General features: G+C 63.4%; 13 protein-coding genes, 1 other RNA gene and 1 pseudogene. 14 read left to right on the forward strand and 1 reads right to left on the reverse strand.

What is annotated here, in order from left to right; all coding sequences use genetic code 11:
• Positions 1–146 precede the first annotated feature (146 nt).
• The 5 genes and pseudogenes from IHQ72_RS16925 (at position 147) to IHQ72_RS36905 (ending at position 2,095) form a co-directional block, all read left to right on the forward strand.
• Positions 147–878 (forward strand): lytic transglycosylase domain-containing protein, encoded by a 732-nt coding sequence (locus IHQ72_RS16925; protein ID WP_258123476.1) that lies wholly within the window; start codon positions 147–149, stop codon positions 876–878.
• Between the two features lie 59 nt (positions 879–937).
• An RNA gene (gene rnpB, locus IHQ72_RS16930) (RNase P RNA component class A) lies at positions 938–1,335 on the forward strand.
• A gap of 180 nt (positions 1,336–1,515) precedes the next feature.
• The gene (locus tag IHQ72_RS16935) at positions 1,516–1,791 is read left to right on the forward strand and encodes a type II toxin-antitoxin system ParD family antitoxin (RefSeq protein WP_258123477.1); all 276 of its coding nucleotides are present in this window, start codon (positions 1,516–1,518) and stop codon (positions 1,789–1,791) included.
• Positions 1,788–1,877 (forward strand): annotated as a pseudogene (locus IHQ72_RS36900) (type II toxin-antitoxin system RelE/ParE family toxin); the annotation flags it as partial. The gene IHQ72_RS16935 and the pseudogene IHQ72_RS36900, both read left to right, overlap by 4 nt.
• A gap of 125 nt (positions 1,878–2,002) precedes the next feature.
• Positions 2,003–2,095, forward strand: a complete 93-nt coding sequence (locus tag IHQ72_RS36905; RefSeq protein ID WP_309508974.1) for a hypothetical protein — start codon at positions 2,003–2,005, stop codon at positions 2,093–2,095.
• A 9-nt stretch (positions 2,096–2,104) separates the two neighbouring features.
• Here the strand turns inward: IHQ72_RS36905 and IHQ72_RS16945 are convergent, their stop codons facing one another.
• Positions 2,105–3,220, reverse strand: a complete 1,116-nt coding sequence (locus IHQ72_RS16945; RefSeq protein ID WP_258123478.1) for a cystathionine gamma-lyase — start codon at positions 3,218–3,220, stop codon at positions 2,105–2,107.
• A 402-nt stretch (positions 3,221–3,622) separates the two neighbouring features.
• On the opposite strand from IHQ72_RS16945, the gene mraZ reads away from it, so the two are divergent.
• The 9 genes from mraZ to ftsW are packed head-to-tail and all read left to right on the forward strand — an operon-like array spanning position 3,623 to position 13,841.
• Positions 3,623–4,081, forward strand: a complete 459-nt coding sequence (gene mraZ, locus IHQ72_RS16950) for a division/cell wall cluster transcriptional repressor MraZ (RefSeq protein WP_123151963.1) — start codon at positions 3,623–3,625, stop codon at positions 4,079–4,081.
• Complete coding sequence (rsmH, locus tag IHQ72_RS16955) at positions 4,078–5,109, forward strand: 16S rRNA (cytosine(1402)-N(4))-methyltransferase RsmH (RefSeq protein WP_258123479.1); 1,032 nt, start codon at positions 4,078–4,080, stop codon at positions 5,107–5,109. Before mraZ ends, rsmH begins: the two co-directional genes overlap by 4 nt.
• Positions 5,110–5,115: 6 nt before the next feature.
• Positions 5,116–5,511 (forward strand): cell division protein FtsL, encoded by a 396-nt coding sequence (gene ftsL / locus IHQ72_RS16960; RefSeq protein ID WP_258123480.1) that lies wholly within the window; start codon positions 5,116–5,118, stop codon positions 5,509–5,511.
• On the forward strand, positions 5,508–7,232 hold the full coding sequence (locus tag IHQ72_RS16965; protein ID WP_095494763.1) for a peptidoglycan D,D-transpeptidase FtsI family protein: 1,725 nt from the start codon (positions 5,508–5,510) through the stop codon (positions 7,230–7,232). The genes ftsL and IHQ72_RS16965 overlap by 4 nt, the downstream gene beginning before the upstream one ends.
• 54 nt (positions 7,233–7,286) lie before the next feature.
• Positions 7,287–8,741: a UDP-N-acetylmuramoyl-L-alanyl-D-glutamate--2,6-diaminopimelate ligase gene (locus IHQ72_RS16970; protein WP_258123481.1), complete on the forward strand. Its 1,455-nt coding sequence runs from the start codon at positions 7,287–7,289 to the stop codon at positions 8,739–8,741.
• Positions 8,738–10,171, forward strand: coding sequence for a UDP-N-acetylmuramoylalanyl-D-glutamyl-2,6-diaminopimelate--D-alanyl-D-alanine ligase (locus IHQ72_RS16975; protein ID WP_258123482.1), 1,434 nt, complete (start codon positions 8,738–8,740; stop codon positions 10,169–10,171). The genes IHQ72_RS16970 and IHQ72_RS16975 overlap by 4 nt, the downstream gene beginning before the upstream one ends.
• Positions 10,172–10,195: 24 nt before the next feature.
• Positions 10,196–11,278, forward strand: a complete 1,083-nt coding sequence (gene mraY / locus IHQ72_RS16980; RefSeq protein WP_258123483.1) for a phospho-N-acetylmuramoyl-pentapeptide-transferase — start codon at positions 10,196–10,198, stop codon at positions 11,276–11,278.
• Between the two features lie 8 nt (positions 11,279–11,286).
• Positions 11,287–12,690 (forward strand): UDP-N-acetylmuramoyl-L-alanine--D-glutamate ligase, encoded by a 1,404-nt coding sequence (gene murD, locus IHQ72_RS16985; RefSeq protein ID WP_258123484.1) that lies wholly within the window; start codon positions 11,287–11,289, stop codon positions 12,688–12,690.
• Positions 12,690–13,841, forward strand: coding sequence for a putative lipid II flippase FtsW (gene ftsW, locus IHQ72_RS16990; RefSeq protein ID WP_258123485.1), 1,152 nt, complete (start codon positions 12,690–12,692; stop codon positions 13,839–13,841). Before murD ends, ftsW begins: the two co-directional genes overlap by 1 nt.
• The last annotated feature ends 1 nt before the right edge of the window (position 13,842 follow it).

Below are 13,842 nucleotides of genomic sequence, written 5' to 3' on the forward strand. Positions count from 1 at the left end.
TGACTTGTCTCGCCTTCTTTGCCGCCAATTCGACCGTCAAAGGCGATCCGTGCAAGTTGTCGGACCTACGGCCCTCCAGATGTTCCGATGTTGATTTAGCGTCGCTGCGTGAAGTTCTTCGCGCGGTTCAAACAGAACAGGATCACATGCAGAAATTGACCGTTGTAACGGCAGCTATTGCTGCCGGCGTAATGACTTTTGCCATCGGTGCGGCGAATGGCGCGCCGCTGAGCCAGCGGGCCGACCAGGGTTTCATTACCGCATCCGGCAGAACCGCCACGCCGAAAGCCGGCCAGGGCGCAAAGGAAAAAAGGACAGCCTCCGCAAAGGCGGAAAAAGCTGGGGTAAAAGTGAAAAAGCCAGTCTCTGCAAAGAAGGCAGTCTCCAAGCGGCATGTGAAGCGCAACAGGACCCGCATCGACCAGGCGACGACGGCGTCGATCGGCCGGAAAAGCAGGGCGGCGGCGCCGAAGGCGGCGGCCGCTGGCGGCAGCGGCCAGTATTCGACGATCATCGAGCGTCATGCCGCCAGCAATGGTGTGCCGGTGTCGCTCGCCAAGGCCGTCATCATGATCGAGAGCAGTTTCCAGCCGAACCAGGTCGGCAGCGCCGGTGAGATCGGCCTGATGCAGATCAAGCCGTCGACGGCGCGGATGATGGGTTACAGCGGCTCGATCAAAGGTCTCTACGATCCCGAGACCAACATCAAATACGGCATGAAATACCTCGCCATGGCGCGGAACCTCGGCGACGGCACGACCTGCGGCACGATCCTGAAGTACAATGCCGGCCATGGCGCCAAGCGTATGAACCCGATATCAGCGGCCTATTGCGGCAAGGTCAAGGTGCAGCTGGCCGCGCTTGGAGCGCCGGCGTAATAAGCCGGAACCTGCTTTTTTGTTTGCGTTTTCGGACGCGAATCCCTTTATACGCCTTGCCAGCTGGCCGGGCGGCCGCACCCGCGAAGCCGAAAGGCTGCGGGTGAGGAAAGTCCGGGCTCCATGGAGACACGGTGCCGGTTAATGGCCGGCGGGGGCGACCCTAGGGAAAGTGCCACAGAAAGCAAACCGCCACGATCCGTCGTGGTAAGGGTGAAAGGGTGGGGTAAGAGCCCACCGCGCGACTGGCAACAGGAGCGGCACGGTAAACCCCACCGGGAGCAAGACCGAATAGGGGCGGTGCGAGGGGAAACCCTCGAGGGCTGTTTCCGGCTCACCGTCCGGGTAGGTTGCGTGAGGTGCATGGCAACATGCGCCCAAGATGAATGGCCGCCACGTTCTCGCGCCGCAAGGGGCGAGGGCCATACAGAACCCGGCTTACAGGCCAGCTGGCAATTTCTTCCAGATTCTACAAGGAAATTCCCTGATATCAGCAGGTTGCGTCTTCGGGCGCGCCTGCTGGTTCAAGCGCTTCATTGACTGAATCAGCTTTGCTGGGCTGAGCGCGGAACAAGCGTTTCTTGAAACCGGTACGATTAAATCGTACCATAGGTGCGGGCAATATCAGGAGCGCTTCATGGGTCAGGTCGACAAACGCAGCATCACGCTTTCGCTGGAACTGGCGGCGGCGGTCGACGATGTGGTCGCCGCCGGCGAATATGCTTCGGCGAGCGAGGTGATCCGCGACGCACTCAGGCAATGGAAGGACCGCCGCGACTTGCATGGCTACACGGTCGAGGAGTTGCGCAAGCTGGTGCAGGAGGGGATCGACAGCGGACCGGGACGGTTTGCGTCGATCGGCGAAATCAAGGCCGAAGCGCGCAGACGATTGAAATCCGATACCGCGGCATGAATTTGCTGGCCATCATCCGAACTGCAAATGCAGAAGAGGATTTGATCGCGATCTGGCTTCATATCGCGCGAGATGGCGAGGCGGCAGCGGACCGGTTGCTCGACCGGATCGAAGCCCGCTGGCAGCAACTGGCGACTTATCCTTTCTCTTCTCAGGCGCGCCGCGCGAAGACATTGCACCCGGCATTCGCCATCTGGTCGTCGGCGAGTATATCACCTTATATCGTGTCGGCGACGATGCGATCGAAATCCTGCGCGTGCTGCATGGCCGGCGCAATATCGAAGCCGACGATCTGGCTTCGTGATCGGTTTGTTCAGCCGCCGATGCCGTCCAGCGACGTTTCGATTGCCTGCCAAAGCGCTTCCACCGGCTCGCAGCCGACCGACAGGCGAACAAAGCCAGGCGGCACCGCATCACCCCAGCGGGCGCGCCGCTCGGCCGAAGAGTGGACGCCGCCGAAGGAGGTCGCCGGCTGGATCAGGGCGCAGGCGCCGATGAACCCTTCGGCCTTGGCTTCACTCCCCAGGTCGAGACCGATAAGGAAGCCGAAACGCTCCATTTGGGTGGTCGCCAGATTGTGCGAAAGGTCATCCTCCAGTCCAGGAAAGCGGACGGATTTCACGCTCCGATGATTTGTCAGGCGTCGGGCGATCAGTTCGGCCGACGTGCACATGCGGTCGAAGCGGACTTCTAGCGTCTCGAGGCCTCGATGGACCAGCCAGGCTTCGAATGGTCCGGGGATCGAGCCCGACAGTTTGCGCCAGTCGCGGATGGCGGTGATGATCCCAGTGTCACGGCTGGCGACATGGCCGAACAGCGCGTCGGAATGGCCATTGGGCGCCTTGGTGTCAGCAGCAACGACGATATCGGCGCCGAGATCGAGCGGGCGCTGACCGTAGGGCGTCATCGTGGTGTTGTCGGCGACGACCAGCGCGCCGGCCCCGTGCGCAAGGCGCGCCACGCCGGTCATGTCGCAAATGTCCAGCCCGGGATTGGATGGCGTCTCGACGAACACCAGCCGGTAGCCGGAAAAACTGCCGTCCAGAAAGGACTTGGTCGGTCTTGTGTCAAACGAGACGCCTAAAGGTTTGAGGAAGCGCTCGGCAAGCACGCGCGGTGTGTAGTAACCATCGGACGGCAACAGGATGCGATCGCCTGCCTTGAGCAGCGCGAAGGAGACCGCCGAGATCGCGGCCATGCCCGACGGGAACGCTACAGACGGCGCGTCCTCAAGGTGGCCGAGCATGTCTTCCACCGCATCCCATGTCGGATTGTCGTAGCGCCCGTACTGGCTGACGCCGGCCGGGTTGCCGGGCAGATGGAAAGTTGTCGTCACTATCAGCGGTAGTGAGACCGGGTCGCCCTTGGCGAGCTTGACGCCACGCAAATGGGCAAGGGTGGCGGCGCGCGACTTCGCTGTTTCGGACATCGGTTTTCGAACCCTGACTTTGAGGAGAAGAATGCGCAGACGCTATGCCGGGTCACACCGGCAGGCAAGCGCCGAACCGTGCCGGCAAACCGCTCTAAACGCTTCGTTAGGCTTAATGGAGCATAAAGACGGGAGTGCCGTCAAAGCTGCTCTCATCGGTTGTGGCGCGCGTTTGTGAAGCCTATTCCCGTTGACGCCCATAGCGCCCCATGATATCCCATTTCGATATTCAAGCCTTCGTTCCGCGTCAGGGTGAAGCGTACGCCAATCGGGCAGCCGCAGCGGCTGCGCGTTTGCTTGTTTTCGCCTGGAACGAAGTGAGTTTTGGGCAGGGACCGCGCCGGGGCGGCGCGGGCGGGAAGATGCAGAGGGGTGCGGCGGCGCAAGCGGCCGTAACGCGTAATGGACCGGTTTCTGTCAAGCGCGGTGAACAGGATCGATGCGAAGGGACGGGTGTCCGTTCCAGCGCATTTCCGTGCGGTTGTGCAGAAACGCGGCTATTCGGAACTCTATGCGCTGCGCTGCCTGGATCGCCCGGCGATGGATGTCGGCGGGCTCGACCTGCTCGACCGCTACGAGCAGCGCATCGCGCAGGAAGACCCCTTCCTGCAGACGGCGGACGACATGTCGTTCTTCTGCCATGGCGATGGGACATTTCTCAAGCTCGATCAGGACGGCCGCATCTCGATGACCGATTTCATCCGCGAGCACACCGGCATTTCCGCGGAAGCGGCGTTTGTCGGTCGCGGCAATTTCTTTCAGATCTGGGAACCTGGACGGCTCACCGCCTATGGGGCGGAAGCGCGCGCCCGGCTTTTGCAGCTTCGGCAGGGGACGAAGCCTGGGGAGCGACCGGAATGATGGCGGGCTACGGCGATGACCCTCACGCCGCTGGCGGACCGGCCCGTCACATTCCGGTCCTCCTTGCCGAAGTGCTGGAGGCGCTTTCGCCTGGAGCGGGCGAGCTGATCGTCGACGGCACCTTCGGCGCCGGCGGCTACACCAAAGCCATTCTGGCAAGCGGCGCCTCGGTCGTCGCCATGGACCGCGATCCGGATGCGATCGCTGCGGGTCGTGTCCTCGAACAACAATCAGGCGGCAAGCTCAGGCTCGTTCAGGCGCCGTTCTCGACATTGGACGAGCATGTCGAAAGTGCTGACGGCGTCGTGCTCGACATCGGCATCTCCTCAATGCAGATCGACCAGCCGGAGCGCGGTTTTTCGTTCCGCGCCGACGGACCACTCGATATGCGTATGGCGCAGGCTGGCCTCAGCGCCGCTGATGTCGTCAACAGCTTCAAGTTGGGCGACCTTGCCCGCATCTTCGGGTTTCTTGGCGAAGAGCGTCACGCCGGCCGCATCGCCCGCATGATCGAAAGCCGTCGCGAAAAACATCCGTTCGAGCGCACGCTCGACCTTGCCGACGCCATCGAGACGCATGTCGGCCGCGCGCCGAAGGACAAGATCCATCCGGCGACCCGCGTCTTCCAGGCGCTGCGCATCTTCGTCAATGACGAACTCGGCGAACTGGCCAAAGCGCTGTTTGCGGCTGAACGCGTGCTGAAACCGGGAGGACGGCTGGCCGTGGTGACGTTCCACTCCCTGGAAGACCGCGTCGTCAAGCGCTTCATCGCCGATCGCGCCGATGCGGCAACCGGATCGCGGCACCTTCCCGAGGCGCAAGCGCGCACCGCCACCTTCAAAAAGGCGGGTAGCGGCGTGACGCCTGATGAGGCCGAGATATCAGCCAATCCGCGCGCACGCTCGGCAAGGCTGCGCGCTGCGATCCGCACCGAAGCACCGCCGCGCGCCGGCGACATTTCGATTTTCGGGCTTCCAAAACTTCCTGACCCAAAACTTCCCGGTGCCGACCGCCCGGGAGAGAGGTGAGCGCACGTGTTTCGTACCAGCGACATAGTCCTTATCGCCGTCATGGTTTCGGCTGCGGCCTTGACCTACAAGACCAAGCGCGAGGCCGAAGAACAATTGGCGGCGGTGCACAAGATCCAGGCGCAGATCCGCTACGAGGAGGATACGATCGATCTCCTGAAGGCGGACTGGAGCCTGCTGACCCAGCCGTCGCGCCTGCAAAAGCTGGCCGAGATCTACAAGTCGCAACTCGAACTCGAGCCGGTCAGCGCCCGCCAGATCGTCGGGCTGGATGACCTGCCGGCAAAACCCCTCACCATCGAGGACCTTTCCTCGCAGCGGCTGGGCGGCATGGCCGACAATTCTGGCAAAGGACCCTTGGGCGACAAAGACCCCGTGGTGACCGGAGGCATCGTCCAATGATCGCCAGATTTCCATCGATCGCCAGACTGCTGAAGCGCCGCGCCAAGTCGGAAGACGGATCGATTGTGGTCGAAGGCGCCCGCAAGGCGACCGGCGGCAAGGGCAGGACCCGCATCGTGATGACGATGGCGGTGTTCTTCGGCATCTATTCGACCATCACCGGGCGGCTGGTCTATCTGGGTTTTCAGAACCCCGACCTGTCCGGCGGTCCGCAGAGCCGGGTGACGGCGTCACGGCCCGACATCGTCGACCGCAACGGCGAAGTGCTGGCGACGGACATCAAGACGGCGTCGCTGTTTGCCGAACCGCGCCGCATTGTCGACGCCGACGAGGCGATCGAAAAGCTGGCGACGGTGCTTCCCGAGATCGACTACGAGCAGACCTACCACAAGCTCAAGAGCGGCGCCGGCTTCGTCTGGCTGCAGCGGCAACTGACGCCCAAGCAACAATCGGATATCATGCAGCTCGGTGTTCCCGGCTTCGGCTTCCGCACCGAAAAGCGCCGCTTCTATCCGGCTGGCGAAACTTCGTCCTACATTGTCGGGCTCACCAACATCGACAACCAAGGCATCTCCGGCATGGAGAAATACATCGACGAACAGGGGCTGAGCGATCTTCAGGCGTCGGGCCTGGCGGTGGCCAAGGATCTGAAGCCGGTGCAGCTCTCGATCGACCTGCGCGTCCAGCATATCGTGCGTGACGAGGTCGCCACCGGCATGGAGAAATACCGCGCAATCGCGGCGGGCGCCGTCGTTCTCAACATCAAGACCGGCGAAGTGATGGCGATGGCCTCGGTTCCGGATTTCGACCCGAACAACCCCTACAATGCGCAGGACAAGGACCGCTTGAACCGCATGTCGGCCGGCCTTTACGAAATGGGTTCGACGTTGAAGAGCTTCACCACCGCCATGGCGCTCGATTCCGGCAAAGTGACGCTGGAAAGCCGTTTCGACGCTTCGCGCCCGATCAGGATCGGCCGTCAGACCATCCATGATTTTCACGGCAAGGCTCGGGTGCTGTCGGTGCCCGAAGTGTTCATCTACTCGTCCAACATCGGTTCGGCCAAGGAAGCCGAAGCGGTTGGCATCGAGGGGCACCGCGAATTCCTGCATCGCCTGGGGATCCTCGAGAAGATGCAGACGGAACTGCCGGAGGTCGCCCGCCCGACCGAGCCCAAAGTCTGGAAACAGGTCCATTCGATTACCATCGCCTTCGGTCACGGTGTGTCGACAACGCCGCTGCAGACGGCGGTCGGCTGCGCTGCGCTGCTGAACGGCGGCTATCTGATCCAGCCGACATTCCTGAGGCGCGCGCAGGAACAGGCGATGTCGGTGGCCAAGAAAGTGGTCAGCGACAAGACGGTCGAGAGCATGCGCTATCTCTACGCACTGAATGCCGAGAAAGGGTCAGGCAGGAACGCCAGGGTTCCAGGTTACCGCGTCGGCGGCAAGACCGGAACGGCCGAGAAGGTTGTCAACGGCCGCTACTCAAAGGACAAGAATTTCAACGCCTTCGTTGCGGCTTTCCCGATGGACGATCCGCAATACATCGTGCTTACGATCGCCGACGAACCGAGGCCGGAAAAGCCCGGCATGGGTGCAACGGCCGCCTCGAATGCTGGCGTCATGGCTGCGAACATTATCCGACGTTCGGCTTCCATGCTTGGCGTGAAGCCAGATTTCAGCCATGAAAATGGCGCAACGCTGGTTTCCTATCAGTGATTCTTAGGGCGCGCCGGCAACAGCGCGCTATTTTGTTGCGATGAACGGGGTTCGATGAAGCTGAAAGACCTAGCCGGTATCATGCCTGTCGAGGGGACAGCTTCCTTCGATACGGAGGTTACCGGGATTTCGTCGGATTCCCGCGAGGTAGGACCGGGCGTGGTCTTCTTCGCGCTCACCGGCACCAAGGCCGATGGCGTGGCCTATGCCGCCGATGCCGCCAAGCGCGGCGCAGTGGCGATCGTGGCCGGCAAGGGCAGTGCGGTCGCCGGACTGCCGGTGCCCGTTCTCGCCGTCGACGATCCGCGCCTTGCGCTGGCGCTGAGTGCCGCCCGCTACTTCGGCAGGCAGCCGCAAACCATGGTCGCGGTGACCGGGACCAGCGGCAAGACATCGGTTGCGGCCTTCACCAGGCAGATCTGGGAGCAGTCAGGCTTTGCCGCCGCCTCGATCGGCACGACCGGCGTGGTAGCGCCGGGCCGCAACGAATATGGCTCGCTGACCACCCCCGACCCGGTAGATCTGCACAGGCTGCTGCGGGAACTGGCGGATGCCGGCGTCACCCACGCATCGATGGAGGCCTCCAGCCACGGTCTCGACCAGCGCCGGCTCGACGGCGTGAAGCTTGCAGCCGGCGGCTTCACCAATCTCGGCCGCGACCACATGGACTATCATCCGACAGTCGAGGACTATCATCGCGCCAAGCTGCGCCTGTTCGACACGCTGCTGCCGAAGGGTGCACCGGCCGTCATCTTTGCCGACGATCCGTGGTCGGAGCCGACGATCCGGGCGGCGAGGGCGGCGGGACTGGATGTGCTGACGGTCGGCCGTCACGGCGAGTTCCTGACACTGAAGCGGGTCGAGCACGAGCGCCACCGCCAGCGTGCCGAGGTGGAAGTCGATGGCGTTCTCCACGAGATCGACCTGCCGCTGGCCGGCGATTTCCAGATCGCCAATGCCCTGGTTTCGGCGGGCATCGCCATCTCCACTGGAACACCTGCCGCCAAAGCCTTGATGGCGTTGGAGAAATTGAAGGGCGCACCGGGCCGGCTGGACCTTGTTGGCACCACTGCCAACGGTGCGCCGGTCTATGTCGATTACGCGCACAAGCCGGACGCGCTGGAAAACGTGTTGGCGTCGGTGCGGCCGTTCACCACCGGTCGCGTCATCGTCGTGTTCGGCTGCGGCGGCGACCGCGACCGGGGCAAGCGGCCGATCATGGGCGAGATCGCCACGCGGCTCGCCGATGTCGTCATCGTCACCGACGACAATCCGCGTTCGGAAGTGCCCGAAACGATCCGCTCCGCGATCCTTGCCGCTGCGCCCGGCGCCATCGAGATCGGCGACCGGCGCAAGGCGATCCACGAGGCGGTCGCCATGCTCCATGCCGGCGACACGCTGATCGTGGCCGGCAAGGGGCATGAGGAAGGCCAGACCATCGGCGCCGAGACGCTGCATTTTTCCGACCATGAGGAGGTCCGCGCCGCGCTCCAGGAGCGCGTCGCATGAACTTCCTGTGGACCTCCGAGGATCTCGTCGCCGCCATGGGCGGACGACCGCTCGGTCCGATGCCGGAGGGTATCGGCGGCATCTCGATCGACAGCCGCAGCCTTGAGCCGGGCGATGCTTTCTTCGCCATCAAGGGCGAGGCGATGGACGGCCATGATTTCGCGACCGCCGCCATCAAAGCCGGCGCCGGCGTGCTGGTCGTCGCCGAGGGCAAGCTGCCATCGCTCGGGCGGCTGACGGCGCCGATGATCGTCGTGCAGGACGTGCTCGCCGCACTGGAAAAGCTAGGGCTGGCCGCACGCGCGCGCTCGAATGCCAAGATCATCGCGGTGACCGGTTCGGCGGGCAAGACCACCACCAAGGAAGCGCTGCGCCATGTGCTGTCCGCGGTCGGCAAGGTGCACGCATCGGCCCAGTCTTTCAACAACCACTGGGGCGTCCCGCTGACGCTGGCGCGGATGCCGGCGGATTGCGACTATGCCGTCTTCGAGATCGGCATGAACCATCCCAACGAGATCCGGCCGCTGGTCAAGATGGTCCGGCCGCATGTCGCCATCGTCACGCTGATCGCCGCGGCACACCTCGGCTTCTTCCGCAATCTGGACGAGATCGCCAAGGCCAAGGCCGAGATTTTCGAGGGGCTGGAACCGGACGGTGCCGCCCTTCTCAACCGCGACGATCCGCGCTGGAAGCTTCTGGGCACGTTGGCGAGAGCCGCCGGCGTCGAGCACATTTACGGGTTTGGCGAGAATGCCCGTGCGACCTTCAAACTGCTCAAATGCGCGCTGCATGCCGATCATTCTGTCATCACCGCCAAGATCGGCGGACAGGAGATCACCGCCAGGGTAGGCGCACCGGGCCGCCACATGGTGCAGAATGTGCTGGCCGTGCTGGGCGCCGCGCATCTGGTCGGCGCCGACATCGCCAGGGTGGCACTGGCGCTGGCCGATCTTTCGGCCGACCGAGGACGCGGCAAGCGCCATGTGCTGCGTCACCCGAAAGGTCCGATCACGCTGATCGACGAGAGCTACAATGCCAATCCGGCGTCGATGTGCGCAGCAATGGCGCTGCTCAACGCGACGCCGGTGTCGGGCGAAGGCAGGCGCATCGCGGTGCTCGGCGACATGCTCGAACTCGGCGACCACTCGGCGAAGCTGCATGCAGCCCTTGCCGATCTCATCGTCGGCACAGACACGCGCACGGTCTTTCTCGCCGGTCCGGAAATGCGGGCGCTGGCCGACATCCTGCCTGATGAGATCGAGACGGAGTATCGCGCCGGCGCAGAGGATCTGAAACTGGTGCTTCTGTCGGCGCTGAAGCCCGGCGACGTGGTGATGATCAAATCGTCGAAAGGCATCGGGTTTTCCAAGTTGGTCGACGCACTGCTCAGCAAATTTCCGGCGGTAGCCACAACCGCCAAACAGACCTAGAGCCAGGTCCGGGGACCGAATCGCATGTTCACACTGCTCGTCGAATTCGCGGACAAGATCTCGGTCTTCAACGTCTTTCGCTACATAACCTTCCGTACCGGCGGCGCGCTGATAACAGCGGCGCTGATCGTCTTCATCTTCGGACCGGCTATCATCAATTCGCTGAGGCTGCGGCAAGGCAAGGGCCAGCCGATCCGCGCCGACGGGCCGCAGACGCATTTCAAGAAAGCCGGCACGCCGACCATGGGCGGGCTGATGATCCTGTGCGGCATCATCGGCTCGTCGCTTTTGTGGGCGAACCTGTCCAGCATCTATGTCTGGGTGGTGCTGCTGGTGACCCTGGGTTTCGGTTGGATCGGCTTCTACGACGATTATCTCAAGGTGACGAAGCAATCGCATCTCGGCTTTTCCGGCAAGGCGCGGCTGGCGCTTGAATTCGTCATCGCCGGCATCGCCGCCTGGGTGATCATGCACAACGGCCAGGCGCCGTTCTCGTCATCGCTGACTTTTCCTTTCGCCAAGGAGTTTCTCGTCAATCTCGGCTGGTTCTTCATCCCGTTCTCGTGCTTCGTCATCGTCGGCGCCGGCAATGCGGTGAACCTGACCGATGGCCTCGACGGGCTGGCGATCGTGCCGATCATGATCGCGGCGGCGTCCTTCGGCGTCATCGCCTACCTCTCCGGCAATGCGGTGTTCGCCGAATATCTGCAGATCCATTTCGTGCCCGGCACCGGCGAGTTGGCAGTGGTCCTCGGCGCAGTGATCGGCGCCGGCCTCGGCTTCCTGTGGTTCAACGCACCGCCGGCGGCGATCTTCATGGGCGATACCGGCTCGCTGGCCTTGGGCGGCCTGATCGGCACGGTCGCGGTTGCCACCAAGCACGAGATCGTGCTGGTCATCGTCGGCGGCCTGTTCGTCGTCGAGATCCTATCGGTCATCATCCAGGTCGGCTACTTCAAGATGACCGGCAAGCGGGTGTTCCTGATGGCGCCGATCCACCATCATTTCGAAAAGCTGGGCTGGACCGAAAGCCAGGTGGTGATCCGCTTCTGGATCATAGCAGTCATCCTGGCGCTGGTCGGCCTGTCGACCCTCAAGCTCCGATAGGAGGTCGCTTGATCCCCGCCGCATCTTTCGCAGGCAAGCGCGTTTCGCTCTTCGGGCTCGGCGGCTCGGGGATCGCCACTGCGCGCGCGTTGATCGATGGCGGGGCGGACGTGCTCGCCTGGGACGACAATCCCGGCAGTGTCGCCAATGCCGCGGCCGTCGGTATCGCGACCGGCGATCTGCGCTGCGCAGACTGGGCGAAGTTCTCGGCCTTCGTGCTGTCGCCCGGCGTGCCACTGACGCATCCGAAGCCGCACTGGACAGTGGAGCTGGCGCGCGCTTCAGGCGTCGAGATCATTGGCGACATCGAGCTGTTCTGCCGGCAGCGGACCTTGCTGGCGCCGGCAGCACCCTTTATCGCCATCACCGGCACCAACGGCAAATCGACGACGACGGCGCTGACGGCGCATATCCTGAAATCGGCCGGACGCGACACGCAGATGGGCGGCAATATCGGCCGCGCGGTGATGACGCTCGATCCGCCGGAATACGGGCGGCACTATGTCGTGGAATGCTCGTCCTACCAGATTGACCTGGCGCCCTCGATCAATCCGACCGCCGGCGTCCTGCTCAACCTGACGCCCGATCATCTCGACCGTCATGGCACGATGCAGCACTACGCCGCGATCAAGGAACGGCTGGCGGCCGGCAGCGAGACGGCAATCGTCGGTGTCGACGATTCCTGGTGCGCCCAGCTCGCCGACCGGCTGGAACGGGCAGGCCAGCACGTCATCCGCATTTCCAAGCGCCTGCCATTGACCGACGGCTATTTCGCCGATGGCACCGACCTGATGGAGGCGGTGCATGGCCGTTATAGTCGGATCGCCTTTCTCGAAGGCATCGGCTCGCTGCGCGGCCAGCACAATGCGCAGAATGCGCTGGCCGCTATCGCCGCCTGCCTCAAGGTCGGGCTCGAGCTGGGGGAGATCCAGTCGGGCCTGGAGAGCTTTCCCGGTCTGGCGCACCGTATGGAGCAGGTCGGCCGCAAGGGCCATGTGCTGTTCATCAACGATTCCAAGGCGACCAATGCCGATGCGGCAGCGCCCGCACTGTCCAGCTTTCCGCGCATCTACTGGATCGCCGGCGGGCTCCCGAAAGAGGGTGGCATCGAGCCGTTGCGCGGCCTCTTTCCGCGCGTCGCCAAAGCCTATCTGATCGGTGAGGCCGCACCAGCCTTCTCGGCGACGCTCGGTGAGGCGGTGCCTTACGAGATCTCCGGCACGCTGGCCGCAGCAGTCGAGCACGCCGCAAGCGACGCGGCCAGGGATGATGGCAACGGCGAGGTGGTAGTGCTGCTTTCGCCGGCCTGCGCCAGTTTCGACCAGTTCAAGAATTTCGAAGTGCGCGGCGAAGCCTTCAGGCAAGCTGCGAGCACTATTGATGGCGTGAAGCTCATCGGAGGGACACGGTAATGCAAAGTCGTCTCGACAAAAGCCCGGTTGCCACCTGGTGGTGGACGATCGATCGCTGGTTCCTGGCTGCGTTCCTGTCGCTGATGGGGCTCGGCATCGTGCTGTCCTTCGCGGCAAGCCCGGCGGTGGCCCAGCGCATCGGCCTGGACAGTTTCCACTTCGCCACACGGCAGATCATCTTCACCATTCCCGCACTTGGCGTGATGCTGGCGGTCTCCTTCCTGGAATCGCGGCAGATCAGACGCATGGCCCTGGCGATGCTGTGCATCATGCTGGTGCTGATGGTGGCGGTGCTCTACATCGGCGTCGAGGTGAAGGGCGCGCGGCGCTGGGTGTCGCTCGCCGGCGTGTCGATCCAGCCGTCGGAATTCCTGAAGCCGGCCTTCGTCGTCATCTGCGCCTGGCTGTTTGCCGAACACAAGCGCCAGCCCGACATTCCCGGCAATCTGTTCGCCATGCTGCTGCTGGCCCTCGTCATCTCGCTGCTGGTGGCGCAGCCTGATTTCGGCCAGACCATGCTGGTGCTCGGCACCTGGGGGGTGATGTTCTTCATGGCCGGACTGCCATGGCTGTGGATCATCGCGCTGGGCGCTGCCGGTATAGGCGGCGTGTTCGCCGCCTACACGGTGTTCCCGCATGTCGCCGGCCGCATCGATCGCTTCATGACCGGCGAGGGCGACACCTTCCAGGTCGACATGGGCCGCGATGCGCTGATCAACGGCGGCTGGTTCGGCGTCGGGCCGGGCGAGGGCACTGTCAAGCGGGTCATACCCGACAGCCATGCCGATTTCGTCTACTCGGTGGCCGGCGAGGAGTTCGGACTGATCATGTGCTTCTTCATCATGATCATCTTCGCCTTCATCGTGCTGCGTGGCCTCAGCACCGCGCTCAAGGAGCAGGACGATTTCACACGCTATGCGGTTGGCGGCCTGGTCACGGTCTTCGGTCTGCAGTCGGTCATCAACATGGCGGTCAATCTGCAGCTGATGCCTGCCAAGGGCATGACCTTGCCGTTCATCTCCTATGGCGGCTCCTCGCAGATCGCCATCGCCATCTCGATGGGCATGGTGCTGGCGCTGACGCGCAAGCGGCCGGAAAAGCGCAAGCAGTTGGGATTCGCACCGTCGCAGCGCGCCATGCCGGCGGAATGAA

Origin of the sequence: Mesorhizobium onobrychidis, from assembly GCF_024707545.1 — a bacterium.
GTDB classification, from domain to species: Bacteria; Pseudomonadota; Alphaproteobacteria; order Rhizobiales; family Rhizobiaceae; genus Mesorhizobium; species Mesorhizobium onobrychidis.